The sequence below is a fragment of the Nocardia carnea genome (genome assembly GCF_029868855.1).
Classification (GTDB): domain Bacteria; phylum Actinomycetota; class Actinomycetes; order Mycobacteriales; family Mycobacteriaceae; genus Nocardia; species Nocardia carnea_A.
In genome coordinates, this window is record NZ_JARWOV010000243.1 from 1 (window position 1) to 25,977 (window position 25,977).

Sequence of the window (25,977 nt, forward strand, 5' to 3'; positions counted from 1 at the left end):
GTATCGGAGAGCCGGATCAGCAGGGCGCGCAGCAGCGGCGGATCGCCGATATCGAACAGTTCCCCGCCCGCGGCCTGCTCAAGCGCCAGCGCGCGCCCGGCGGCGGACCGCCCGGGGCGCCGCTGCAACACCCCCCCCCCCCCCCCGCCCCCCACCCGCCCCACCCCGCCCCCGCGGGTGCGCTTTGCCCGCTGCGGCGGCCCCCCCGCCGCCCATACGCGTCCCGGCCCGCGCGGCCCGCCCGCCAGGCCGGCGACGATATCGACCTCGGTCAACCGCCAGGGGGGCCCGGGTCTCGAGGTCCGCGACACCACTGCGCGAACATACCGGCGCCCACCACAGGCCGCGTCGGGCCGGCCACCACACAGTGCAGGAGGAACAGGGCGGGCGGTGTTCTTGCCTATCGGCGACGCCGGACCGGCAGCCGGCAGCCGCGACCTCGGCCCGGACCGGGGGCTTCGGGCATTCCGCATCTCCCATCCGGCGCCGAGCCGGGCTCGCGTGGCCCGCCGAGCCGACCGGGCGTGCGGCTCGGAGCCCGCCGAGCGGGCTGTGCACAATGGACGCGTGGCCGCAGTCGATCTTTCCGCACTGGATCCGGAGCAGGCCGCCGCTGTCCGCGCACCGCGGGGACCGGTCTGTGTACTCGCCGGGGCCGGGACGGGTAAGACGCGCACCATCACCTATCGCATCGCACACCTGGTAGCGGCCGGGCAGGTGCGCGCCGACCAGGTGCTGGCGGTCACCTTCACCGCGCGCGCCGCGGGCGAACTCCGTGGGCGGTTGCGCGGTTTGGGCCTGGGTGCGGCGGCGAATACGGTCCAAGCCCGCACTTTTCACGCGGCGGCGCTGCGTCAACTGCGTTATTTCTGGCCACAGGTGGTGGGCGAGGTCCCGTGGCGTCTGCTCGACCGCAAGTTCCCGGTGGTGGCCCAGGCGGCGAACCGGGTGGGAGTCGCATCGGGCACCGACAGTGTCAAGGATCTGCTGAGCGAGATCGAATGGGCGAAATCCGCGCTGGTGGCGCCCGAGGACTACGCGGCCGCGGCCGCATCCCGGCAGCGCGATATTCCCTTCCCGGCGGCCCGTATCGGTGAGGTCTACGCGGCCTACGAAACGTTGAAGACGACACCCGAGGGCATGCTGCTCGATTTCGACGATCTACTGCTGCACACCGCCGCCGCGCTCGAAGACTATCCGGCGGTCGCCGATGTGTTCCGGGAACGCTACCGCTGTTTCGTCGTCGACGAATACCAGGACGTCACTCCCCTGCAGCAGCGTGTACTGGATGCCTGGCTGGGCGACCGGGACGATCTCACCGTGGTCGGCGACGCCAACCAGACGATCTATTCGTTCACCGGCGCCAGCCCCGCCTATCTGCTGGACTTCTCCCGCCGGTACCCGGACGCGACGGTGGTCCGGCTGGAACGCGACTACCGCTCCACACCCCAGGTGGTCGATCTGGCCAACCGGGTGATCGGGATGGCGAAGGGGCGGATAGCCGGAACCCGGCTGCAATTGATCGGCCAGCGCGACGACGGGCCGGAGCCCGAGTTCGCCGAATACGCCGACCTGCGCGAAGAGGCCGACGCGGTGGCACACCGGATCACTGATCTACTGGCCGGTGGTACCCCGGCCGCGGAGATCGCCGTGCTGTATCGGATCAACGCCCAGTCCGAGGCCTACGAACAGGCCCTGACCGAACAGGGCATCGCCTACCAGGTTCGCGGCGGCGAAGGTTTCTTCCAGCGGCCGGAGGTCCGCCAAGCGGTCGAGGAGCTACGCAAGACCGCGGCGCGCGACGATCTGCCCGCCGCATCGCGTACCGGCGAGAATCTGGTCACCCTGGTCCGGGCGGCACTGGCCCCGATCGGGCTCACCGCCGCGGCACCGGCCGGCGCTCAGGCGCGGCAACGCTGGGAGTCGCTGGTGGCGCTGGTACGGCTCACCGAAGAACTCACCGAACAGCAGCCCGAGCTGGATCCGGCCGGGTTGTTACGCGAACTCGCCGCACGCGCCGAGGCGCGCCAGCCACCGACGGTGCAGGGCGTGACCCTGGCCTCCCTGCATGCGGCCAAGGGACTGGAATGGGATGCGGTATTCCTGGTCGGCCTCACCGACGGCACACTGCCGATCAGTTATGTCCTCAACGGCGACGGCTCGGTCGCCGATCCCGCCGCGCTCGAGGAAGAACGCCGGCTGCTCTACGTCGGGGTGACCCGGGCGCGGAGTCATCTGCGCTTGTCCTGGGCATTGTCGCGGGGTGACGGGGATCGCCGCAATCGCCGGCGCTCCCGGTTCCTCACCGGCCTCGTCCCCGAGGAATCCCCGGCGTCCCGCATCGCCGCACCCCCGCGGCCCGGCACGGAAACCGCCCGCCCGGTCTGCCGGGTCTGCGGGCGGGCCCTGCTCGATTCGGAGACCGTGCTGCTGCGCCGATGCAAAGGATGTGTGGGCGAACCGGATCTGGAATTGCTGGGGGCACTACAGGATTGGCGCCGGGAGAAGGCGGCGGAACTCGCGGTGGACCCGCGCGGGATCCTCGGAGTGAACACGCTCACCGCGATTGCCGAGCAGCTGCCCGAGGACGAGGCGGGACTGGCCGCGCTCGGGGTCGGTGCGGCGAAGGTGCGCCGGTACGGCGCCGAAGTTCTGGCGATCATCAGGTCGCGACGGCGGTCCCTGTCGAAGCCGTAGCGCAGTAGAGCGCAAAACCGCAGGTAGAAAATAGGTTGTCGAGCCCGGTGAGATTGCCTTAAGGTGGGAATCGCGCTCGGGAGGGTACATCCACGCGCATCATTGGAATTTCGGATCACGAGTACAGGAGGGAGGCAGACAGATGAACGGCATGACGAATTACGGCATCGTCCCCGTAATCCCGAATACGCGGTTGTCGGCTGCTTCCCGGGGGGTCCTCGCTCTGCAGGGGACCGGCCCGTCCTGCATCGATCGTTTCGGTGCGCAGCCGCGCGTGCGCTATTCGCATCAGCCGAACTTTGTCGAACTGCAGGACCAGTCCGTCGCGATCTGGCACCCGGCAGCTGCATTCGCAGCCGCCGGCTCGCTCGCTATCGATACCGCCGCAGCACCCGCGGTGGCCGATAAGGGAGCGGAAAGCCTCCGCAAAGGACACCACGCGACCGTGAACAGGCGGCCCCACCGCCGACCAGGTCCGGGGTAACACCCCGAACCTCCTGGCCACGGGTCGCATATGCGAAACCGTGGCCATTTTTTTGGCCTTCAGCCCACAAGGCAGCGGTTTCGCAGCAGGAACACCGAACCGCTGCACAACAAGCTGAAGGAGAACGACGTGGTCACCACCACCCAGAGTTGGCCGCAGGCCGCTACTGATGTGGCGTGTCGCACCGTGGCAACCGACCCCGAAACTCAGCCGCTGACCACCCTGCCCTGCCGGGCGGGTGATCCGGATCTGTGGTTCGCCGAGAGCCCGGTCCAGTTGGAGCAGGCCAAGGCACTGTGCGCGTCCTGCCCGATCCGAAAGGGCTGCCTGAGCGCCGCGATCGATCGGCGGGAGCCGTGGGGTGTCTGGGGCGGGGAGATCTTCGATCAGGGGGTCGTCATCGCCCGCAAGCGCCCGCGGGGCCGGCCGCGCAAGGTCGCCAGCTGTGTCTGACCGCGCCGGCGGTCACCCGCCCGCGGATTCGCGCCGACACCGGAAACGAGCCGCTCATCGCTTCGCCGATGAGCGGCTCGTTCGCGTTCAGGGTGAAATTCACCGGTGGCGAGCAGTTTTCGTGCGGCTGCGCGGAACCACCCGCCCGGCCCGTCGGCGAGCCGCCGGCCCGATACCCGGATGTATCGGCAGCACCTACCAAGATCAGCCCTGTAAGGGTTGAACTGCAAGGGTTTTCAGGCGCTGTTACGTTCCTCGCGGAACCCGGGCAGCCAGCGGGAGGCCAGCTGCATGAAGGGCACCTCGGCATCGAGCTGGGCACAGATGCCGATCGAACCGCCCAGTACCCGGAAGATCATCACGTATTCCCCGGGCAACATCATGGCCCGCGCGGTTTTCATCTCCGGCGAGGAATAGTCGGTGGCCTTACCCGCTACCCGCTGCATCCAGCGGCGGGTGAAATGGAACGAATCGGAGCGGATCGGGTCGGTGAACGGACGCAGATAATCCTCGATCTCCTGCTCGGTGAGGGTTTTACCGGGCAGTACCCATCCGTTGGCATGCAGTAGTTCGGTGAGTTCGCCGTATTCCTCGGCCACCGCCAACGCGAGTATCCGTCCCAGGAGCTCGGGAAAACCACCCGGCAGCGGGGCGCAGGCACCGTAGTCGATCACCGCGAGCTTGCCCTCGGCAGTGATCATGAAATTACCCGGATGCGGGTCCGCGTGCAGCAGCCCGACGATTTCGGGCGAGGAGAAGTGGAAGCGCCCCATCAGTCCGGCGACCCGGTTGCGCAGAACACGAGTTCCCTCGGGATCGGCTTGACCCGCGGCGATAATGGCGGAAACCGGTGTGCCGTCCAGCCATTCGCTGACGATGACCTTCGGCGCGCTCGCGACCACCTTCGGCACCACGAATTCCGGGTGACCCTCGTAGGCCTTGCTGAAGGCCCGCTGGTTCGCGGCCTCGTTGCGGTAGTCCAGCTCTTCCTCGGTACGTTCGTTGATCTCGGCGAGCAGCGGTTTCACATCGGCGCCGGGGATAACCTTCGCGAACAGGCCCGTCATCCGGTTCAGCGTCCGCAGATCGGCGCGCAGTGCCTCGTCCGCGCCGGGGTACTGGACCTTGACCGCGACCGGGCGGCCGTCCGACCACACCGCCTTGTGCACCTGCCCGATACTGGCCGAGGCGGCCGGGGTGTCGTCGAACGATTCGAAACGTTTCCGCCAGTCGGTGCCGAGCTGTTGGTCGAGGACGCGGTGCACCGTGGCCGCAGGCATCGGCGGGGCTGCGGCCTGCAGTTTGGTGAGGGCCTCGCGATAGTGCTCGCCGAATTCTTCGGGAACCGCGGCCTCCATCACACTCAGCGCCTGACCGAACTTCATGGCGCCGCCCTTGAGCTCACCGAGCACGGAGAACAGCTGCTCGGCCGCCTTCTGGTTCATCTCGGTGTTGATCTCTTTGCGATCGCCGCCCGCGAGCTTGCGGCCGAATCCGACCGCGGCACGACCCGCCACACCGAGCGGAATCTTGGCTAACTTCGCATTGCGGGACATAGGCCGGCGCACGATCTCAGACACTCCCCCATCATGGCCGACGGACCGGCGGATCTGCCACGGAAAACCGAAGAGAATTACCACAGCGGCCAGAAGTGTGATTGCCATCACACAACCGCGCTGCTCGGCTGCGGCATCAGGCAACCGCACCGCTCGTGCGGGGTCCAGGGGCGCCGGCTCAGCTCCCGGGTACCGAGGTCGAATTCCAGCGTGCGATTGAGCGTATCCGGTGGCGACGCCGGGTCGCAGGCGAGAATCGTCTCGAGTTCGCCGAGCGCCAGGGCGGCCACGGCGGCGATTCCGGCGGGGCTCGCATGCCCCATCCGGCCGAGCAACTGAGCGGCCAGTCGCGGCCATTCGGCATCACGATCGGCCCTGGCGAGATCGGCGCAGCGCAGACAACTCGTCAGTCCGGGCAGGACCAGTGGACCGACGAGTCCTTTACCGTCGCGCAGGCGGACCACCAGATGCGCGATCCGGGCCCGGCCCAGCTCCCGGACCAGGCAGGGATCGGGAATCAGCGCGTCGGCCAGCACCACCAGATCCGCCGGCGCGACCGGACCGGGCAGCCGGGTGCTCCGATCCCGGGAGCGGGACGGCCGGATACCGAGCGCACACAGGCCGGAGCTGATCGCCTCGGCGAGCGGGCCCGTCCCGTGGACGCGGATGGACCGGACGCAACCTGCCGGGCAGGAGGGATGTACCACCAGGCCCGCCGCGTCGATCACTTCGAACAACGCGGTCGCGTGCCGGGGTTCGAGACCGAGCGAACGCGCCCGCCAGACGATCGCCGGACGACTGTTCAGTCCGTCGAGTAGGCGGAGGAATCCCAGGACCTGCTGGGTGTCCAGGCCCGGGGCCTCGCACAATACGGCGGTCTCGGGGTCCCAGCCCAGCTGGACCTGGCCGGTCGAACGCACCAGGATCGGTACCCGGGGATGCAGGAGCGGCCCGCGCGGCCGAAGCGTCGTCATGCCCGAAGTATGCGACGGCCGTTGTGGCGCAACAGGTTCCCGGAAGGGAGTTATCCACAGGGGTAAGGCCTGTGGATAACTCCGATGCTCGCAGGTGGCGGGCGGTTCGCGGCAGCGTTTCAGGGTGCGCGGGAAATCCGCACGAAACCGGGCACTCCGTGGACCGTCCACGGCTCCGCACGGTCCCGTTCCGAGTTCCTACGCCGCCCTCCGCAGAAGCTTCTGCGGGCCGACCCCCGAACTCCGCAATATCTGGATATCTGGCCCCGCCCTCGCAGGCTGAGATCGAACCCATAGTGGCCGCGTTGCGGCGGTTGCCCCAGGCAGGTCGTCGGCACCATGGCACGGTCGCAGCCCGCATGCCTATCGGCTGATGCGGCGACGCATGGTTCCGGCGAGCATCGATGACCCGGGGTGCTGCCCCGCGACCGAGGCTCAGGCTTTCCAGCCGCTGCGCCGGCCCGCAGCGGCTCGGTCGAGAATTGGAGCCGGGCAGTACGGCCGGTCCGGATCAGCGACCGTCGGCCGGCCCGCGAACGAATATCTTGCGGGTGCGGCCGTTCAGTCCTTGCCGTTACCGGGTCCGGGATTCTCCGGGCCCGATTCGTCTCCACTCCGATCGGTGGGCGAATCCTGCGTCTCGCCTTTATCGCCCTTACCGGCCTGTTCGCGTTCCGCGGCCTCCGTGGCGGCCAGCTGGGCCAGCGGATCGTCGAACGCGCCCGCACCGCCGCCGATCACCGAATCGATGAACCCGGCGGGCGCATCGAGATCCGCGGCGTCGGGCAGCAGATCCGGATGGGCCCAGACACCGTCGCGCGCCGCGATACCGGCGTCGTCGGTCAAGCGCTGCCACAGCGTGGCGGCTTCGCGCAGTTTGCGCGGTCGCAGCTCCAGGCCGACGAGCGTGGCGAAGGTTTGTTCGGCCGGGCCGCCGGTCGCCCGCCGGCGCCGCAGTGTCTCGGCCAGTGCACCCGCACCGGGAAGGCGCTCCCCGACCGCCGCACCGACCACGACCTGGACCCAGCCCTCGATCAGGGCGAGCAAGGTCTCCAGCCGGTCCAGGGCCTGTTTCTGTTCGGGGGTCGTCTGTGGTTCGAAACTCCCCTGGGACAGGATCTCCTCGAGCTTGCTCGGATCGGTCAGCGCCGAGGGGTCGAGATCGCGGGCCGCCTCCTCGAGCGCGGAGAAATCCATGGTGATCCCGCGCGCGTAGTCCTCGACCGCGCCGAGGAGCTGTTGGCGTAGCCACGGAACGTGCACGAACAAGCGCTGATGGGCGACCTCACGGGCAGCGAGGAACACCATGATCTCGCTCTCCGGCTGCTCGAGCCCCGCACTGAACTGCGAGATCGCGGTCGGCAGCAGCGCGGCCGTACCGGCCGGGCCCAGCGGCAGCCCGATATCGGTCCCGGTCAGCACTTCCTTGGCGAGCTGGCCGAGCGCCTGCCCGAGCTGCGAACCGAAGGCCAGCCCACCCATCTGACCGAGCATTCCCATCATCGGGCCGGCCATTTCGCGGGCTTCCTCGGGCAACCCGGCGGCCCACATACCGGAGATCTGCTGTGCCACCGGGTCACAGAGCCGCTGCCAGGTGGGTAGCGTTTTCTCGATCCAGTCGTTGGCAGTCCAGGCCACCGTGGTCGTCGCGCCGGCCGGGAAGGTCGTCGCATCGTCGAGCCACAGCTCGGCCAGATGCGCGGCATCGGCGACAGCGGCGGCCGTGCCGCTCGACACCGGCTCGACGGTTTTACCGAGCTGCTGGCGGGCCAGCTGTTTGGCCACGTCGTAGTTCACCGGGCCGGAGCCGCCACCGCCGGCGACGCCCTGTCCCATACCGCTGAGCATCTGCCCGAGCGAGGTGAGCATCTGGCCCAGTGCCGCCGGGTCGAAACCGGCCGCGCCGCCACCGAGACCGAACGGATCGTTACCGCCGCCGGGCTTGTCACCACGGCCGCGGTCGTCGTCCTCGCCGCCCTGGGAGAATCCGAATCCGAAATCGCTCATGACGCCTCACCCGCCGTTACGACGTCCGGGTGGTGTCCGGGGAGCGCGCGCGCACCGAGCGAACCGGCCGGCGCTTCGTGAAGCTGCATGTTCTCCATAGTAGGCGCGGCGAACCGGCCGGTCCGCCACGGCGGGGCGGCTTCGCGCTCGGTGAACACGCCGGACCGGTGACCGCTCACTCCGCGGGCGAATCGGCACGGTCGGCGGCAACCCACGATTCCACGATGGTGCGGGCGATGGATACCGAGCCCGGCAGCAGCAGTTTCGCCCCCGCGGCCGGGTCGGGGTCGATTCCCGCACCCGGCCGGGCGGGCCACCCCCCGGCCGCCAGTGCCGCGCGCACCTCGTCACGGGTGAACCAGCGGGCCTCGGCGATCTCGCCGTCGGTGAACACCAGCGGTTGCCCCGGATCGGCGACCGCACAGAAACCGAGCATCAGCGACCTCGGAAACGGCCACGGCTGGCTGCCGAGATAGCGGATATCGCGGACCTCGAGCCCGACCTCCTCGAGCATCTCCCGTTCGACGCAGCGTTCGAGCGATTCCCCGGCCTCGACGAAACCGGCCAGCAGCGAGAACATCGTGGCCGGCCAGCTGTGCTGGCGACCCAGCAGGACCCGGTCGCCCCCGTCGTGGATCAGGCAGATCACCGCCGGGTCGGTGCGCGGGAAATCCTCGCGGCCGTCCTCGGTCACCCGGGACCACCCCGCCTTGGCGGGGATCATCGGACTGCCGTCGGCACCGTGGAACGCGGCGCCGGCATGCCAGTTGATCAGGGCGAGTGCGGCCGAAAGCACCCCGGCGGTGAAATCGTCGATCGGGCTGTCCGCGAGCTGACGCAGATCACGCAGTTCACCGGCGAGTTCGCGGTCACGCACCGCCCACAGGTGCACACCCTCGCGGACACCGAGAAAGACCGCGTCCGGGCTGGGTTCGGCAGCGAGTTCGGTGGCGGCTTCCCAGACCAGCGCACCGGATTCGTAGCGCACCGCACCGCGCCGCCCGATCCGTAACAGCCGGGCGGTGGCCCAGCCTTCCTTCAGCGCATGTGCGTCGCCACGCAGATGGTCGGCGCGATCGAGCGCCGAACGGGACAACAGAGGGATCTGATTGAGCTCGAATACCGCCACGACCCGAGACTATCGCGGCGCGAACCGCGGGATAGCCGGGTCAGCGTGCGCGACGGATATAGAGCAGTTTGTCCCCGGTTTCCAGGGCGTCGACAGCCGGTTCGCCCACCCGGATCAGATCGCCGTCGCGTACCACACCGAGCACGATATCGCTGAGGTGACGCGGCGATCCGCCCACCTCACCCGGCTCGACCTCGCGTTCGGCGACCGCGAAACCGTGTTCCGGGGTGAGCAGATCTTCCATCATCTCCACGACGCTGGGTGTGGTGGTCGCGATACCGAGCAGCCGCCCGGTGGTCTCCGAGGACACCACCACCGAATCGGCACCGGACTGGCGCAGCAGATGGGTGTTCTCCGATTCCCGGATCGAGGCGACGATCTTCGCTTTCTTGGTGAGCTCGCGGGCGGTGAGCGTGACCAGGACCGCGGTGTCGTCACGGTTGGCGGCCACGATGACCGAGGCCGCGTTCTGCACCCCCGCCAACCGCAGCACATCGGACTGTGTGGCCGTCCCGTGCACGGTGACCAGGCCCGCGGTGGCGGCCGCCTCGAGGGCGATGGCGTCGGTATCCACGACGACGATTTCGGCAGGCTGCACGCCGTCCCCGAGCATGGCGTCGATAGCGGTGCGGCCCTTGGTGCCGTACCCGACGACGACGGTGTGATTACGCACGGTGCGCCTCCAACGCTGGATCTTCAATGCCTGGCGGGAACGTTCGGTGAGCACCGCCAGGGTGGTGCCGACCAGGACGATGAGGAACAGCACCCGCAGCGGTGTGATGACGAAGATATTCACCAACCGCGCCGAATCGGTGACCGGTGCGATATCGCCGTACCCGGTGGTGGACAGCGATACGGTCGCGTAATAGAACGCGTCGAGCAGGTCCACCGAACCGTCGGAATTGTCGTTGTAACCGGCACGGCCGAGGTAGACGACGATCGCCGCGGTGCACAGCAGGCCGATCGCGAACAGCACCCGGCGGGTCAGCGAAATCCACGGACTGTTCTGTACCTCCGGGATCCGCAGCACCCCGACCAGCGCGAAATCCGGACGCTCGCCGCCGAGCCGCCCCCGGCCGCCCAACTGGGCGAACCGGGCACTGACGGGGGCTACCATCCGCTACCCCGGGAATTCGACACCCTCAGTCCCTCCGACACAGCTCGGGAGCCTACCCGCTCGCGGGCGGTCCGGCCCGGTGCGTGCCCGGCGGTCCGCAGGCCCGCCTTCGCCCGTTCCCACGGATTACGGTGAAGCTCATGGCAGACGACACACATTCGGGCACCTCCGACCCCGGCCGCGCCCCCGCGCTGCGCCTGGCCGCGATCCTCCTGGGTGCGGGGGTCATGCATTTCGTGGCTCCCGGGCCGTTCGATTCCATCGTGCCGAAACGGTTGCCCGGCAAGGCGCGCTCTTACACGTATCTGTCCGGTGTGGCCGAAATGCTCGAGGCGATCTCGCTGCTGCGTCTGCCCTTGCAGGTGCCGTTGATCACCCAGGCCTTGGCGGTGGGCCGCCGGGCGCCGCGGGCCTGAACGGGCGCACGCGAGCGAGATTCTGCTCGGCTTCCCCGGCCACTACCGCCGCGATCTCTCGTCCGGATCGCCGGAGCCCTCTGCGTGGGTCGTGTTCGTGAGCAGCTCGGTGAGTTCCGCGGGCCCGGGCAACCGGTCCGGAGAGACAGTGCGGCCGGTGTGCACATAGTGGAAGGCGGCGCCGACCCGTTTCAGCACCTGCTCTTCGTCTTCCCCGGTCCGCGCCGCCAGCAGGCGCGCCCAGGCCAGGCGGTAGACGGCCAGCTGCATGGCGACCGCGGGTTCGTCGGCGGGGCCGGGTTCGGCACCGGTTTTCCAGTCGACAACGGTCCAGCCGTCCTCCGGTTCGGCGAAAACCGCATCCATCCGGCCGCGGATCACGATCCCCGCGATGGTCGTTTCGAACGGCACCTCTATCTCCACCGGGCGCCGTGCCGACCAGCGCGAGGACAGGAAAGCATCCTGCATCCGGGCCAGTTCCACATCGGCCGCGGCGCCCGCGTCCGCCGCACCGGGCAGATCGTCGAGGCCCGGTAGCTGGTCGGTGGCGAACCAGCGCTGCACCCACGCATGGAATGCGGTGCCGCGGCGAGCCAGCGGATTCGGTGGGTACGGCAGTGGGCGGCGCAGCCGCGCGGCGAGCTTGCCCGGATCGGCGCGCATTTCGACCAGCGCGGTGGCGGGGAGCTGGCTGGGCAGTTCCACATCGGTGACCGTGGCCGCCGTCGACCGGAATTCGGCGAGCAGCGCATCGACATCGGCGGCCCAGCCGTCCGGATCGTCGTCCGGTTCCGGTTCGGGCACTCCGGCGGCGAATTCGGCCAGCGCGGCGTGCACCAGAGCCGCCCCTTCCTCGATATCCGCGCGGCGGTCGCCCAGCGGATCCTCGGGCCAGGGCGCGGTATCCGGAGTCGCGGCCAGCGGGTTCGCTTCGCCCTCTTCCGGTTCCGGCGCCCAGTACGCGATCTCCACACCACTGTCGGGCAACTCGGCGGCGGCTTTCACTTCCAGCAGGAACTCCGAGGGTCCCTTCGGTTTGTCACCGGATTCGGGCCAGTGATGGGCGGAGACCAGCAGTACGCGTTCGGTTCTGGTCAGCGCGACATAGAAGAGTCGCCGGTCCTCGTCGAGCCGGCGGCGCTGCAATGCCTTCTTGTGCGCGGCCAGACAGCGCTGCAGGTCGGCGCGGTCGGCGCAGTCGGCGAGCTCGAGCACCGGCACACCGTCCGGTGAATCCGCGGTGGCGCGGTCGCCACGTAGCGAGGTAGGCAGCTCGGCCAGCGCACCCAGCCAGGTGTTCACCCCGCGGGTGGACGGGAACACTTCCCTGCACACATGGGGAACCGCGACCACCTCCCATTCCAGGCCCTTGGCCGCATGCACGGTGAGCACCTGGACACGGTCCGGGGCGACCTCCACCTCCCCGGGTTCCAGACCGTTCTCCACCGATTCCGCGGCCGCGAGAAACGCGAGCAATCCGCCGAGGCTCGCTCCGGTATCCGCGGCGAAACCGGCCACCACTTCGGCGAAGGCATCCAGATGTTCGCGTCCCGCGCCGGACCCGGTCAGGGCACGCCGCGCCTGCGCTTCCACACCGACCCCGATGGTGCGCTCCACGTCGGCGACCAGTTCGGTGAGTGGCTGCCCGGCCCGTTCCCGAAGCATCGCCAGTTCCCGGCCCAGCGTGGTGATCCGCCGATACCCGGCTGTCGAATAGCGTTGCGGCGGGCCGGGGTCGGCGATCGCATCGGCGAGTCCGGCACGTTCGGCGGGTTCCGGCGCCACCTCGCGGAGCGCCGCGGCCAGGGTGGTCGCATCGGTGATCTCGCCGCCGGGATCGTGGCCGATCGACAGTTCCCGGGCCCGGCGGGCGAGGGCGGCCAGATCGGCCACACCGAGACGCCAGCGGGCACCGGTGAGGATCCGCACCGCCGCGCTCCCGGCCGCCGGATCGGCGATGAGCCGCAGGGTCGCGACGATATCGGCGACCTCCGGCGTCGCAAGCAGCCCGCCGAGACCGACGATCTCCACCGGCAGCCCCTGTGCGCGCATATGTTCGGCGAGTTCGGCGGCATCGGCGTTACGGCGGATCAGCACCGCGGAAGTGGGCGGTGGCCGCTGTGCTTCGCGGGCGCGCGCCCATTCGGCGGCGATCCGTTCGGCGATCCAGCGGCGTTCGTCGGTCACGGTGGCACACAGCGCGAGAGCGAGATCGCCGGACGTGGCATCGGGTTTCGCGCGTAGCGGATCCACCGTGACCCCGCCGCTCGCGCGGGCCGCGGCGCGTAGCGGCTCGACGACCATGTTGGCGAGGTCGAGTGCCTCCGGTGGGTTGCGCCAACTGGTGAGCAGCGGCAGGACCGGCGCCGGATCGCCGGGGCCGCGCGGGAAATCGGTGGTGAACCGGGGCAGGTTGGCCGCCGACGCACCACGCCAGCCGTAGATCGACTGCATAGGATCACCGACCGCGGTCACCGACGGTGCCGGCGGTTCGCTGCGCCGGGGCCCGCGCCGCTCGGCCGCATAGCCGGCGCCGAACAGGGCCGACAGCAGAATGCGCTGCGCGTGACCGGTGTCCTGGTATTCGTCGAGCAGGACCAGCCGGAACCGGGCTCGCTCGGCATCGGCGACCTCGCGATGCTCTGCGGCGAGCCGCGCCGCCAGCGACATCTGGGCCCCGAAGTCGAGCGCACCGCGCTGATGGAGGGTTTCGCGCAGTTGCCGGACCAGCGGCAACAGCGCGACCCGTTCCCGCTGCGCGCGCAGAATCGACAACAACTCCTTGTTCGGGCCGCCCCGCTGGCGCGGGCCGGGCGGCAGGGTGTGGACCAGTTTCTCCAGCTCGGTATGCGCTTCGGCCAGTTGTTCGGGTTCCACGAGATGTTCGGCGAGCTGGCCGGACAACGCGAGAACAGCCTCGGTGACGGTAAGCGGTGAACGGTCGGTCTCCAGATCGCCGTCCCAGCCGCGCACCACTTGATGAGCCACCTGCCAGAGCTGCGTTTCGGTGAGCAGCGCGGCCGACGGCTCCACCGGCAGCAGCAACCCGTGTTCGCGGAGCAACCGCCCGGCGTAGGAGTGATAGGTGCTGATCTCCGGTTCCGCGGCGGTCAGAGTGGTGCGCAGCTCGCCGGTCGGATCGAGATCGCGTAACAGACGGGAACCGGCCAGCCGGGCCAGCCGGGTCCGGATACGGGCGGTGAGCTGCTGGGCGGCTTTCCGGGTGAAGGTCAGGCCCAGCACTTCCTCCGGGGTGACGAGGCGGTTGGCCACCATCCAGACCACCCGCGCCGCCATGGTCTCGGTTTTACCCGCGCCCGCACCCGCCACCACCAGCGCCGGACCCGGTGGTGCGGCGATCACCGCGGCTTGTTCCGCGGTCGGCGGAGGCAGGCCGAGCGCCTCGGCCAGTTGCCCCGGAGTGACCCGGGCGCTCACTCGTCGGTCACCTGACGTCCGGCGTCCTGAATCGGGCAACTGTTCTTCACGGCGCAGTGGCGGCAGCCGTCGTTGCGGATCGCCAGGAAACCGGGCCCCGCGGTGGTCGCCGCGGCCGTGTGGATCGTGTCCCGCCAGGCCTCGACGGCTTCGGAGTCGAACGCCGGTTGGACGCGTTCTTTCGCGACCCCGCTGGAAGCCGGCAATCCGACGTATACCAGCCGCGCGCCACCGGGTTCGGAATCTGTGGCGGTCTCGTCGAGTGCGCCCGCGGCGGCCGCGACCTGGTAGGTCGCCAGCTGGGCGTGCTGGGCGGCATCGGCCTCGCTGACCGGGTTCTTCCCCGTTTTCACGTCCACGATCACGAACCGGCCCCGCTCGTCGCGTTCGAGGCGATCGATCCGGCCGCGGATCCGGACCGCGGGCGCGTCCTCGCCGCGGCCGGGCAGGACGCAATCGACGGGCACCTCGACACCGGCCTGAGTGAGTTCGGCCCGGGTATTGCGCACCCAGGCGACGAACGCGTCCAGCATGGACTCGGTCCGGCGCAGTTCCTGACGGGAGTGCCAGCTGGTTTCCGGGTCGATCGCCGGCCAGGTGCGGGCGAGTTCGGCACGCACCCGGTCCAGCGGGACGTGGCCCGCCAGCGCCTGCACGAGGGTGTGCACCAGCGTTCCCTTCACGGCGTGCGGGTTCTCCCCGTCCGACCCGCCGTGCCGCTCCAGCGCCCAGCGCAGCGGGCAGGTGCGCAGCAGCTCCACCGTCGACGGGGACAGCGCGATCGGCCCGTCGTCCTCCCACAGGGTCTCGGTGGAGCTGAGGCCGGGAACGCCGTACCAGTCGCCGGGCGCGGTGCCGGGTATCCCGGCCAGTGCCAGCCGGGCCAGCTGGGCGGCGGCGCGGCGACGGCGCTCGTCACCGGCGTCCGGATCGCAGACGACCGCGCGCAGTTCGGCCACCAGCGCATGCAACGCCAGCACGCGGCCCGGCTCGGCGATCGGGAGTGCTTGATCGTCGGCTTCGCCGCCGACCAGCTCGGCCATGAACCGCGACGGCACCAGATCGCGTTCACCGGTCACGGATTCCACCGCGGTCACCAGCAGTGCACGCCGGGCCCGGCTGCAGGCGAGGAACAGCAGGCGGCGTTCCTCGGCCAAGATCGGCGCGGACCGGCTCACCCGCTCGGTGATACCGGCGACCTGATCCACCAGATCCTCGGTATGCAGCAAAGTGCCGCGGGGGCGTGGATCCGGCCAGATGCCCTCCTGCACCCCGGCAACCGCGACGACCTCCCATTCCCGCCCGGCCGCGGCATGGGCACTCAGCAGATCGACGGCCTCGTCCTGCCGCGACCGCGCCGCCCGATCCTGCGCGATCTGCTGCTGGGTGAGGTATTCCACGAACCCTTCGATGGTGGCGCCCGGTAGCCGATCGGTGTAGGCGGCCGCCGCGTCGAACAGCGCGACCGCCGCGTCGAGGTCGCGATCGGCCTGCATCCCGGCCGCCCCGCCGCGCTCCGACTGCGCCAGCCACCGCTTCTCCAGGCGCGACCCGGTCCACAGCGCCCACAACACGTCCTCGAGGGTGCCGCCGTCACGCCGGACCCGGCGGGCACGGTCCAGTGCCCGCAGTGCCCGGTTCAGCGGCGCGACCTCCACCTCGGTGAGACCCGCGAGGATTCGCTCGTCACCCGAACCGAGGAGCAGGTCGCGCAGGATATCCACCGAGGGACGATCGGAAATTCGCCCGTGGTCGCCGCCGGTGGCACCGACCTCGCCGGCGCCCCTTCCGCGGGCCCCCGAAGTCGAACCGGTGGAGGAATTGCCGTCGGCCCCGCCGGGCCGGGCCGGCATCGCGTTCTTGTCCACTGAAGACCGGACCTCGTCCGTCGTCGACAGGGAGCCGAATATTTCTCCGTCGTCCGCGCGTTCCGGTGGCGGCCCGAACCCATCGTTTCCGGCGGCGAGATGGGGCAGTGATCCGAACTCTTCGCCATCGTCCGCGAGCTCCGGCGGGGGCACGAAGTCGTCGTCTTCATACGGGCGGTCCGGCGGAAGCCCATCCCAGGGGTCCGCGTCGGCATAGTTCTCATCCAGACCGAACCAATCCGCGTCCTCCGCGTAGCGGACCGTATCGTCGGCGAAGCGGTCCGCGTCCCGGAAGAATTCGGGGCGTGGGAAATCGTCCGGGCGCTGCGCCTGCGGCGATTCCGGATCGGGAATCGGCGGCTCGTATTCCGGTTCGGGCAGCTCGTGATCCGGTTCGGGTGGCGCGGCTTCCGGCCCGGACAGCACGTCCCCCGGCCCGAATGCTCCGGCCGCGGGCTCGGAAGGTGCGGCCGCGGTATCCCCCGCTTCCGGCTCGGAGCGGGACAGTTCGAGTGTGGTGCGCCGGATTCCGCGGCGCAGGCGGCGCATGCCGATCTGGTCGGCGCCGCCGAGCGGGCCGCCCAGCAGGTCGAGCGCGTCGTCGGGACCGAAGAGCGATTCCGTGGACCCGGGACCCCGGCGGGCGGCCTCCCCGGCGAGCACGGCGCGCAGCGCGAGCAGCATCCAGGCGGCGCCGCGGCGGCGGGCCAGGGGGGTATCGGTCACCGGCTGCCGGACCGGGACCCCGGCGGCCAGCAGCGCCCGCCGCAACGGGGGCAGCAGCAGCGGGACCGATCGCACGATCACCGCCATCTGCGACCACGGCACCCCATCGGTGAGGTGGGCGCGCCGCAACTGATCCGCGATGAGCGAGGCCTCCTTGGCCGGGCTGCCGAGCACCCGGACGCGGACCTGCGCGGCGGGTGCCGTCTCCCCCGCCGCCGGTTCGCCACGTTCCGCGGGACCCAGATCCGCGAAAGTGGTGCGATGCGCGGCGCTGCCCGGCAGCCGCGAAGCGATACGGGCGGTCGCGGCGTGGATGGCCGGCCCGGAACGGTGGTTGGTGTGCAGCACGATCCGTCGCGCCGCCGGAACCTCGAGATCGGTCAGCGATCGGGCGTCGGCGCCGCGGAAGGTGTAGACGGCCTGGTCGGGGTCGCCGGCGATCACGGTGGTACCGGCGCCCTCGGCGAGGACCCGCACCAGCAGCGCGGCTTGCGGGTCCAGATGCTGGGCGTCGTCGACCAGCAGGCAGCGCAACCGGGCGCGTTCGGCGGCGAGCAGATCGGGGTCACCGGCCAGCGCGTCGAGTGCGGCCCCCACCAACTCCGCCGCGTTCAACGCCGGCGCCGAGGCCTCCGGCGCCGCCACCCCGACCGACCAGCGCAACAGCATGGCCTGTTCGTAGCGCAGTGCGAACCGGCCGGCCGCCACCCAATCCGGCCGCTCCTGCCGCCGGCCGAGCTCGATCAGATCCTCCGGGCCGAGGCCGCGTTCGGTGGCGCGCAGCATGAGGTCGCGGAGTTCGTCGGCGAAGCCGTCCAGGCCGAGGGCCGGTTGCAGCCGGCGCGGCCACAGGTCGCGAGCACCCGCGGCGATATCGGTGAGGTCGCCGCGCAGCATTTCACGCAGGACCGCATCCTGTTCGGCACCGGTGAGCAGCCGCGGCGGCGGGTTCCCGTGCCGCGCGGCCTGGCGGCGCAGTATCCCGAAAGCGTAGGAGTGGATCGTCCGGGCCAGCGGTTCACGGGTCGCGCCTGTGACCGAGCTCGTGGACAGGGTGTCGGAGCCGGACCCCGCGGCGGTGCTCGATTCCGGATCGGCGAGCGGGAACAGGGCCAGGTCGGCGAGACCGTGAGCATCCGGACCGCTGTCGAAGACGGGGGCGCATACGTCCCAATGGGTCAGGCGTTCGGTGAGGGCATCCCGGGCGGCGGCCGCGGCCTGCTTCGAGTGGGTGAGCAGCAGCACCGATTCCGGATCGGCACCGCCGGCGATCCGCGCGGCGGCCACATCGATCAACAGGGCAGATTTCCCTGTTCCGGGCCCGCCGAGCACGCGCCACAACCGGCCCGAACCGGATTGCGTGGGGGTTGCCGGGGTGGGGGCGAACAGCGCGCGAATACCGGCGCCCCAGGTCCGAGCCCGGGGAGCCGATGTTCTCCGGCGCACCAGCCGCACCGGCCTATCCGAACGCACCACAACCGCTATTGCAACAGACGGGGCCGACACCGCCGATACCCCGTCGCACCCGCGGGCGCTGCGGGTCCGCGGCACGCCGATAAGAATGTCATCGTGTCCACACTGCATGTTCACCGATTCGGCCCGGCCACCGGGCCGCCGCTGCTTGCCCTGCACGGTCTCACCGGCCACGGCAGACGCTGGGCCGACCTGGCCACCCGGTTGCTGCCCGATATCCGGGTGATCGCACCCGACCTGCGTGGACACGGCCACTCCACCGCGCTGCCGCCGTGGGACCTCGAGACGATCGTGGCGGACTTGGTGGCGTTGCTCACCGCGGAAACCGACGAACCGGTGGTGGTGGTCGCGCATTCTTTCGGTGGCGCGTGCGCGCTGCGGCTTGCCGAACAACGGCCCGACCTGGTCCGCGGCCTGGTGCTGCTCGATCCGGCGGTCGCGCTCGACCCTGCCTGGTTGCACGATATCGCCCTGGCCACCCTCGACTCCCCGGATTACACCGACGCCGAGGAAGCCCGGATGGACAAACTCGCCACCGGGTGGAGCGCGGCCGACCCGGGCCTGCTGCAGGCCGAACTCGACGACCATCTGGTCCCGGCGCGCGACGGCCGGGTCGGGTGGCGGGTGAGCCTGCCTGCCTTGATCGCGTACTGGAGTCAGCTGGCCCGCGAGCCCGCGCTGCCGCCACCCGGTATGCCGACGGTTCTGGTGCGGGCCACGAAAGTGGACCCGCCTTTTCTCGCCGAGCCGGTGCAGGCACTGCTGGCCGCGCACCTGGGCGCGAATCTCACCGTCGAGGAGTGGGACTGCGAACATATGGTGGCGCAGATCCTGCCGGATCGGACCGCGGCGCTGATCCGCGCGGCACTGTAGGGCCGCGATGGTCACCAGTGACGCACAGATCGAACACGTCCGGGAACTGGTCGCCTCGATACCGCCGGGCCGGGTCGCCACCTACGGCGATATCGCCGCGGCGGTGGGTTTGTCGACGCCGCGCACGGTGGGCTGGATCATGCGTACCGACTCCGGCGACCTGCCCTGGCACCGGGTACTCGGCGCCTCCGGAAAACCCGCCGCCCATCTGGCCGAACGGCAATTGCGACTGCTCGCGGGCGAGGGGGTACCCATCTCGGACGGCCGGGTCGATCTCCGGACCGCGCGGCACCGGTTCGGCTGAGCCGGTGAAGTGGTCACCGAGCCGGGATATCGTCCCAGACGGCGCATAGCATGAGCGGTATGCCGAATTCCGCGCCCGCCCCGGACGTGATCGTGCTCGCCGGGGGCCGGGCCAGTCGTATGGGTGGCGTCGACAAACCGGGGCTCGTGGTGGGCGGTCGTTCCATGCTGGAAACCGCGCTGGCCGCCGCGGGACCGGGTCGCACCGTGGTCGTCGGCCCGCCGCGACCGGAACTCGCCGCGGCGATTCTGCAAACCCGCGAACCCGAGCCCGGTTCCGGGCCGGTGGCGGCCGTCGCCGCCGGGTTGGCCGCTCTCGGCGACGAGGTCACCGCCCATGTGGTCGTCCTCGCCGCCGATATGCCGTTCCTGACCCCCGCGGTAATCGGCGAACTGCTGCGGCATCGTGCGGATTTCGACGCCGTGTTCGCGGCCGACAGCAACGGCCGTCCGCAGTACCTGATCGGTGTGTGGCGGTACGAGGCGCTGGCGGCCCGGCTGCGCGAACTCGACACTGTGGTCAACCAGCCGATGAAGGTACTGGTACCCCGGCACACGAAAATGGTGCCGTTGGCCGGAGTCGACGATTGCGATACACCGGGAGATATCGACGTCGCCCGCGCAGCGCTGGCAACGAGTCGGGATCCGGCGCACCGCGGCGACCACGACGCTTCCCGAAACACCGCCGACGGTGGAACACACGGCTCCGGCGGTAACCCGACGTTCGGCGCGGGCACCGCCGATGCCTCCGACAGGGGTCGCGGCGCGGCCGGGCGCGGCGGTAGCTCCGCGGTAATCGGCCTTCCCGCAGCTTTCCCGGCCGGTGGCGCCGGGCCGGCCACCTCCGATGAACCGAGGGATATCGGTGCACCGGTTCCCCCAACCACCGCACAATCGGTCACCGGCACACCGCACCCCGCCGGCATCCCGGAACCCGCTGCCGGCTCGCCGCTGTCGCTGGATCACGCGCGCGAGGCCCTGCGCGAGAGCCTTTCCCGGCTTCCCGAACGCCACTGCGAGTTGACAGTTGCCCGAGGCGCGGCGCTGGCCACCCCGCTCAGCGCGCTCGGCGCGCTGCCGCGGTTCGATGTCTCGGCGATGGACGGATACGCGGTCCGCGGTGACGGCCCGTGGGAACTTCGCGCCGATATCGGTTTCGCCGGCGGACAGCGCCCGGACGGTCTGCACCCCGGAGAGGCGGTCCGGATCGCCACCGGCGCCCAGGTTCCCGAGGGCACCACGCGTGTCCTGCGCGACGAGTTCGCCCGATACGACGGCCGGCTGCACCGGCTTCCCGATACTCCGGAGCGTTCCGATATCCGCCGTCGCGGCGAGGACCGTACACCCGGTGACCTCATCGCTCCGGCCGGTTCGGCGGTCACCGCCGCGCTCGTTTCCGCGGCCGCCGCGGTGGAGGTCACCACAGCAGCCGTCCGCGGACCCGTCCGCGCCCGGATCGTCATGACCGGCGACGAGATCCGCAGCACCGGGCCGCTACAGGCCGGGCAGACCCGGGATTCCATCGGCCCCGTCCTGCCGGACCTCCTCGCCGCGCAGGGGGTCCGCACCGTCGACCAGGTACACCTGCGCGATACCGCCCACGGTTTCGACCAGGTGCTGGCCACCGCCACCGATTGCGATCTCCTCGTCGTCGTCGGCGCGACCGGCGGCGGCGCCGCCGATCAACTCCGCGGCGCTCTGGACCGCGCCCGAGCCCGAATCCTGGTGCCCCGCCTAGCATTACGCCCTGGCGGGTCCACTGTGGCAGCCGAACTCCCCTCGACGACAACGGTCCTCGGACTTCCGGGCAACCCGTTTGCCGCCGTCGCCACGCTGCTCGCCCTGATCCCCGCCATCGTCGCGGGCCGCACCGGGGCCCACTTCCCCCGGCCGCTGATCGGACCGCTGCACAATGCCGCCGAGATCGCCGGCCCGGTAACCCGTATCGTCCCCGCCCGCGTTGCCGCGGACCTCACCGGCGGCTTGATCGGCGACCCCACCGTACGAACCGCCCACCTCGGCGGCCTCGTCGACCGCGATGGTGTGGTCGTCGTGCCCGCCGGCGCTCCCGACGGCACCCCGGTCGAGTTCATCCAGGTCCCCTGCTGACCTCGCCCCACGACCTGACCGGCCGACGCTGCGTCGCCTACCGATCGGACGCGTCGGGCAGAATTTGACTATGCCGTTACGGCACGGTTCACGCTGGAGTAAGGGCCGGGCATACGCGCGGCAGATCCGATCCGAGGAGCCGATCATGTCCTGGAGTACTCGTGAACTCGCCGAACTCGCCGGCACCAGCGTGCGGACGGTACGGCACTATCACGACGTCGGTCTCCTCGAGCAGCCCGAACGCGGAAGCAACGGCTACAAGCGCTACGGCGTCGCCCATCTACTGCGCGTCCTGCGCATCAAACGCCTGTCCGACCTCGGCATACCCCTGTCCCGGATCGCCGAGATGGGCGAGAACGAATATCCGCGCGAATCGCTGCTCACCCTGGACGCCGAACTGGCCTCGACCATCGAGCGCCTGCAGCGCATCCGCATGGAACTCGCCCTCATCCTCCGCCAGGGCACCCCCACCGATCTGCCGCCCGACCTGGCGTCGAGCGCCGCGGAGCTCACCGAGGCCGATCGCGCCTATACCGTCATCATGAACCGGGTCCTCGGCCCGACGGCCCTGAATTCGATGCGCGAATTGCTCACCACCGATGACATAAGCGATCCCGCGATGGCCGATTTCGACAACCTCCCCGCCGACGCCGACGAACAGAGACGCGCGGAAGTGGCCGAACGCGTCGCACCGTACGCCCGGAGACTCCATGCCGCCTACCCGAACATCGCGACGGTGCACGATTCACCGGTCGGTCCCGAGCGCGCGGCCCAAGCGCTCGCCCTGGCCCTGAAAGACCTCTACAACGAGGCCCAGTTCGACGTCCTCCTCCGCGTGAACCGCATACTCACGGCCACCGAACAGGACTGACCCGAAGGCCTGCACTCCGTCCACTTCGCCGAGGGCGAGGTGTGACCGGCGGCACCGCGCCACGCAGTCAGCAAGGTCGCATCAGCTGAAAAGCGTTGTGGCTGCTCTGTGCCAGGATCCGATCAGCTCCAGCGTTCGGGGGTGACCGGGGCTTCCCAGGCGCGGGCGTAGCGGCGTTTGTCGGGGCCCGCGATCTCCTTGCTGCGGTAGACCACGTACGGGCGGACCAGGTAGCCGACGGGGGCAGAGAACATGTGGACCAGGCGGGTGTAGGGCCAGACCGCGATCAGGGCCAGGACGAACAGGCCGTGGGCTTGGAACGTCCACGGAGTGCCGACCATCAGATCCGGTTGGGGGCTCAGGGTGAACAGGCTGCGGAACCACGGGGAAACAGTTTCGCGGTAGTTGTAGGTGCCCCACAGCAGGTTGCTGCCCATGGTGTTCAGCATGCCGGTGATCAGGGCGCCGGCCAGCAGGAAATACATGAACTTGTCGTTGGTGGTGGTCGCTTTGCGGACGGCGGGAACGGTGAACCGGCGGTAGAGCAGAATGCCGATACCGGCGATCACCATGAGACCGGCCAGCGAGCCCGCGCTCACCGATACCAGGTGATAGACATGTTCGCTGATACCCACAGCCGCGGTCCAGGATTCCGGGATCAGGACGCCGAGTACGTGCCCGAAGAACACTCCGAGCATGCCGAAATGGAACAGTGGGCTGCCCATGCGCAGTAGGCGGGATTCGTAGATCTGCGACGACCGAGTGGTCCAGCCGAACTGGTCGTTGCGGTAGCGCCAGATATGGCCCAGCACGAAGGATGTGAAGGCCACATAGGGCAGGGTCATCCACAAGAAGGTGGTCACCGGGTCCTCCTCGGAGCAGTTTCGGGCAGGCCACCGAGGCCGCAGCGGACATATCGGCTCATCGGCGGCCTTCCGATCGCTCCGGCATCGTCGGGTCCACGGCGAAGGGGTCCAGCCCGACCTCTTCCTCGGGCGGCCCCTGCGCGGCGAGTTCGGCGATCTTGCGCCGGTCCGCGGTGGTCGGCGGGGCGAGAGTCGCCAGCACGGCGGCCAGTACCGCGGCATAGGGCGAACCGGCATCGGACAGCGACAGCCGCAGCAGCTCGATCACCGGCACGTGTTCGCCCAGTAGTCGTTCCCCGCCGACGGGGTCTACGGTGGCGGCGAATTCCAGCAGTACCGGCAGGTGATCGGGGAGTTCGGTGTCGTCGAGTTCGACCCCGGCGTGCCGGTAGGCGTGTTTGAACCGCAGCAGCGCCATACCGCGTTTACGGGTGTCGCCGTACGCGTAGAAGGTGAGGTGCAGGCTGGCACGGCGGCGCATATCGAAGGTTTCGACGTAGTCCGCGGCCAGGTCGAGTTGCGGGGTGGTACGCAAGTGGTCGCAGAACTCCGCGAGATGGGTACGCACCGGTTCCGGTAACTCGCCGACGGCCGCGATCACCTGGTCGAGCATGGTGATCGTGGCGGCGGCGGGATAGTCGAGTAGTAGGGCGGCGGTCCGCCAGACGAGCCGGCGGTCCCGTTCACTCATCGCGACGGTGGGTTCGGGCCGGCGGCGTAGTTTCAGGAGGGCCATCGTGCACTCCGCCGGCAGGTCATCGTGTAGGTCACCGGCCGGCCTCCGAGGTTTCGGGCCGCACCGCGCCATCACCGTTCACCGCGGCGACCCGGTTCTCCGTCGCAGCGTCGTTGTGCCCGCTTACTGCCCTGCTACGTGCGCCCGCGCCGTTCGCGACGGGGGCACGCTGTCCATTCCGCTCGCCCGCGGCCGGCCCGTTCGCACCGACCGGGATCAATCCTTCGGTGCTCTTACCATCCCAGTTGAGCAGATTGATCCGGCCCGACTTCTCCTCCGGTGCCGCGTCGTTCGAATCGGTGAGATGAAATTTCTCCACCATCTGATCGAAGGCGGTCATGCCCGGGCCACCGTCGTTGTCCAGGCTGCAGCCGGTGGCGAGCGAGTCCAGTTCGTGTGCCTGCGCGCCCGCGCCGGTCGGGATCACATAGCGGTGCTCGTATTTCGCGATGGCGAGCAGCCGGTACATGGCCTCGATCTCCTCCGGTTCCAGCCGCACCGAGGGCGCGATGGCCGGGTCGGGTTCCTGCCCGAGGTTGATGGAGCGCATGAACGCGCGCATCCCGGCGAGCCGCTGCAACGCGGCGCGAACCGGGCCGACGTCACCGGCGGTGAACAGTTCGGCCAGGTACTCCACCGGGATGCGGAGTGCGTCGATAGCGCCGAACAGGTTGGCGTGGTCCTCGCCGTCGTGCCCGGTTTCGGTCAGCACATCCACCACCGGGGAGAGCGGCGGTACGTACCAGACCATCGGCATGGTGCGGTATTCCGGATGCAGCGGTAGCGCGATCTGGTAGTCGACGATGAGTTTGTAGACCGGTGAATCCTGTGCGGCCTGAATCCATTCCGGGGATATCCCGGCCCGTTCGGCCTCGGCGACGACACGCGGATCGTGCGGGTTCAGGAAGACCCCGAGCTGGCTCGGATACAGATCCTTGTCCTCGGTGACCGACGCCGCCTCGAGCACCGCGTCGGCGTCATAGAGCATGACGCCGATATAGCGCAACCGGCCGACGCAGGTTTCCGAGCATACGGTCGGAATACCGACCTCCACCCGCGGGTAGCAGAATGTGCATTTCTCGGCTTTGCCGGTTTTGTGGTTGAAATAGATCTTCTTGTACGGGCAGCCGGTCATGCACTGCCGCCAGCCGCGGCATTTGTCCTGGTCCACCAGGACGATGCCGTCCTCGGAGCGTTTGTAGATCGCGCCGGAGGGACACGACGCCGCACACGACGGGTTCAGGCAGTGTTCGCAGATCCGCGGCAGGTAGAACATGAAGGTCTCTTCGAATTCGAGCTTCACCTGCTCGGAGACTCGCGCCAGCAGGGGATCCTTGCCCACCTGTTCCGGCCCGGACCCGAGATCGTCGTCCCAGTTCGCGCCCCAGGTGACTTTCGTATCGTCCCCGGTGATCAGCGATTTCGGCCTGGCCACCGGCGTGGTGTCGATGGCCGGGGAAGACAGCAGATTGTCGTATTCGTAGCTCCAGGGCTCGTAATAGTCCTCGATGGTCGGCAGGTCGGGGTTGGCGAAGATATTGAGCAGCCGCTTGAACCGCGACCCCGATTTCAGGGTGAGCTTGCCCCGCTTGTTCAGGGTCCAGCCGCCCTTCCACTTCTCCTGGTCCTGGTACTGCCGCGGGTAGCCCTGCCCGGGCCGGGTTTCCACATTGTTGAACCAGACGTATTCGGTGCCACCGCGGTTGGTCCAGGCCTGTTTACAGGTCACCGAGCAGGTGTGGCAGCCGATGCATTTGTCCAGATTCATGACCATGGCCATTTGTGCCATCACACGCATAGGAGCAGTTCCGCCTCTCCGGGAATTGTGCACACGGCCGAAAACCGTCGGCAGCCGTGCACGCGTGCCTGCGGTCGAATGGG

16 protein-coding genes and 2 pseudogenes are annotated in these 25,977 nt (G+C 69.6%); 7 read left to right on the forward strand and 11 right to left on the reverse strand.

Translation table 11 applies throughout. From position 1 onward, the window contains the following. Positions 1-314 (reverse strand): annotated as a pseudogene (locus tag QH195_RS24070) (hypothetical protein); the annotation flags it as partial. A gap of 253 nt (positions 315-567) precedes the next feature. Here QH195_RS24070 and QH195_RS24075 point away from each other — a divergent pair. Together QH195_RS24075 and QH195_RS24080 are read left to right on the forward strand one after the other, a co-directional pair. After that, on the forward strand, positions 568-2,697 hold the full coding sequence (locus QH195_RS24075; protein ID WP_280437111.1) for an ATP-dependent DNA helicase UvrD2: 2,130 nt from the start codon (positions 568-570) through the stop codon (positions 2,695-2,697). A 655-nt stretch (positions 2,698-3,352) separates the two neighbouring features. Further along, a complete protein-coding gene (locus QH195_RS24080) occupies positions 3,353-3,634 on the forward strand; it encodes a WhiB family transcriptional regulator (protein WP_280422011.1) in 282 nt (93 codons plus the stop codon). A gap of 236 nt (positions 3,635-3,870) precedes the next feature. Here the strand turns inward: QH195_RS24080 and QH195_RS24085 are convergent, their stop codons facing one another. The 5 genes from QH195_RS24085 to QH195_RS24105 form a co-directional block, all read right to left on the reverse strand. Further along, a complete protein-coding gene (locus tag QH195_RS24085) occupies positions 3,871-5,214 on the reverse strand; it encodes an ABC1 kinase family protein (protein WP_432278509.1) in 1,344 nt (447 codons plus the stop codon). Between the two features lie 83 nt (positions 5,215-5,297). Next, the gene (locus QH195_RS24090) at positions 5,298-6,164 is read right to left on the reverse strand and encodes a TOMM precursor leader peptide-binding protein (RefSeq protein WP_280437112.1); all 867 of its coding nucleotides are present in this window, start codon (positions 6,162-6,164) and stop codon (positions 5,298-5,300) included. Between the two features lie 561 nt (positions 6,165-6,725). Then, entirely contained in the window at positions 6,726-8,171 is a 1,446-nt protein-coding gene (locus tag QH195_RS24095) for a zinc-dependent metalloprotease (RefSeq protein WP_280437113.1), read from the reverse strand. Between the two features lie 175 nt (positions 8,172-8,346). Beyond that, positions 8,347-9,300 carry an NAD(+) diphosphatase gene (gene nudC, locus QH195_RS24100; protein ID WP_280437114.1) on the reverse strand — a complete coding sequence of 318 codons (954 nt, stop codon included), beginning with the start codon at positions 9,298-9,300 and terminating at the stop codon, positions 8,347-8,349. Positions 9,301-9,340: 40 nt separating this feature from the next. Continuing rightward, complete coding sequence (locus QH195_RS24105; RefSeq protein WP_280437115.1) at positions 9,341-10,417, reverse strand: potassium channel family protein; 1,077 nt, start codon at positions 10,415-10,417, stop codon at positions 9,341-9,343. A gap of 140 nt (positions 10,418-10,557) precedes the next feature. Here QH195_RS24105 and QH195_RS24110 point away from each other — a divergent pair. Continuing rightward, positions 10,558-10,740: pseudogene (locus QH195_RS24110) on the forward strand (hypothetical protein); the annotation flags it as partial. Positions 10,741-10,875: 135 nt separating this feature from the next. On the opposite strand, the gene QH195_RS24115 reads toward QH195_RS24110, so the two are convergent. Beyond that, entirely contained in the window at positions 10,876-14,271 is a 3,396-nt protein-coding gene (locus QH195_RS24115; RefSeq protein WP_280437117.1) for an ATP-dependent DNA helicase, read from the reverse strand. Beyond that, positions 14,268-18,338 (reverse strand): PD-(D/E)XK nuclease family protein, encoded by a 4,071-nt coding sequence (locus QH195_RS24120; RefSeq protein ID WP_432278510.1) that lies wholly within the window; start codon positions 18,336-18,338, stop codon positions 14,268-14,270. The genes QH195_RS24115 and QH195_RS24120 overlap by 4 nt, the downstream gene beginning before the upstream one ends. Before the next feature lie 96 nt (positions 18,339-18,434). Here QH195_RS24120 and QH195_RS24125 point away from each other — a divergent pair, with 96 nt between their 5' ends. The 4 genes from QH195_RS24125 (at position 18,435) to QH195_RS24140 (ending at position 22,494) form a co-directional block, all read left to right on the forward strand. Continuing rightward, the gene (locus QH195_RS24125) at positions 18,435-19,211 is read left to right on the forward strand and encodes an alpha/beta fold hydrolase (RefSeq protein ID WP_280437119.1); all 777 of its coding nucleotides are present in this window, start codon (positions 18,435-18,437) and stop codon (positions 19,209-19,211) included. A 7-nt stretch (positions 19,212-19,218) separates the two neighbouring features. After that, positions 19,219-19,515: an MGMT family protein gene (locus QH195_RS24130; RefSeq protein ID WP_280437120.1), complete on the forward strand. Its 297-nt coding sequence runs from the start codon at positions 19,219-19,221 to the stop codon at positions 19,513-19,515. 59 nt (positions 19,516-19,574) lie between these two features. Next, on the forward strand, positions 19,575-21,623 hold the full coding sequence (locus QH195_RS24135) for an NTP transferase domain-containing protein (protein WP_280437121.1): 2,049 nt from the start codon (positions 19,575-19,577) through the stop codon (positions 21,621-21,623). 145 nt (positions 21,624-21,768) lie between these two features. Further along, positions 21,769-22,494, forward strand: a complete 726-nt coding sequence (locus QH195_RS24140; protein WP_280437122.1) for a MerR family transcriptional regulator — start codon at positions 21,769-21,771, stop codon at positions 22,492-22,494. 122 nt (positions 22,495-22,616) lie between these two features. Here QH195_RS24140 and narI read toward each other — a convergent pair whose 3' ends face one another. From narI to narH, 3 genes are read right to left on the reverse strand one after another with little or no spacing between them, the layout of a single operon-like run. Continuing rightward, positions 22,617-23,357, reverse strand: coding sequence for a respiratory nitrate reductase subunit gamma (narI, locus tag QH195_RS24145; protein WP_280437123.1), 741 nt, complete (start codon positions 23,355-23,357; stop codon positions 22,617-22,619). Positions 23,358-23,415: 58 nt separating this feature from the next. Next, positions 23,416-24,096, reverse strand: a complete 681-nt coding sequence (gene narJ, locus QH195_RS24150; RefSeq protein ID WP_280421998.1) for a nitrate reductase molybdenum cofactor assembly chaperone — start codon at positions 24,094-24,096, stop codon at positions 23,416-23,418. A gap of 31 nt (positions 24,097-24,127) precedes the next feature. Continuing rightward, complete coding sequence (narH, locus tag QH195_RS24155) at positions 24,128-25,894, reverse strand: nitrate reductase subunit beta (protein WP_280437124.1); 1,767 nt, start codon at positions 25,892-25,894, stop codon at positions 24,128-24,130. Positions 25,895-25,977 lie beyond the last annotated feature (83 nt).

Bases quoted from the DNA above. Each gene is read 5' to 3' on its own strand.
- QH195_RS24140 (WP_280437122.1), top strand. From the start codon at position 21,769: ATGTCCTGGAGTACTCGTGAACTCGCCGAACTCGCCGGCACCAGCGTG.
- narJ (WP_280421998.1), bottom strand. From the start codon at position 24,096: ATGGCCCTCCTGAAACTACGCCGCCGGCCCGAACCCACCGTCGCGATG.
- QH195_RS24090 (WP_280437112.1), bottom strand. From the start codon at position 6,164: ATGACGACGCTTCGGCCGCGCGGGCCGCTCCTGCATCCCCGGGTACCG.
- QH195_RS24135 (WP_280437121.1), top strand. From the start codon at position 19,575: ATGCCGAATTCCGCGCCCGCCCCGGACGTGATCGTGCTCGCCGGGGGC.
- QH195_RS24105 (WP_280437115.1), bottom strand. From the start codon at position 10,417: ATGGTAGCCCCCGTCAGTGCCCGGTTCGCCCAGTTGGGCGGCCGGGGG.
- narH (WP_280437124.1), bottom strand. From the start codon at position 25,894: ATGCGTGTGATGGCACAAATGGCCATGGTCATGAATCTGGACAAATGC.
- QH195_RS24130 (WP_280437120.1), top strand. From the start codon at position 19,219: ATGGTCACCAGTGACGCACAGATCGAACACGTCCGGGAACTGGTCGCC.
- QH195_RS24095 (WP_280437113.1), bottom strand. From the start codon at position 8,171: ATGAGCGATTTCGGATTCGGATTCTCCCAGGGCGGCGAGGACGACGAC.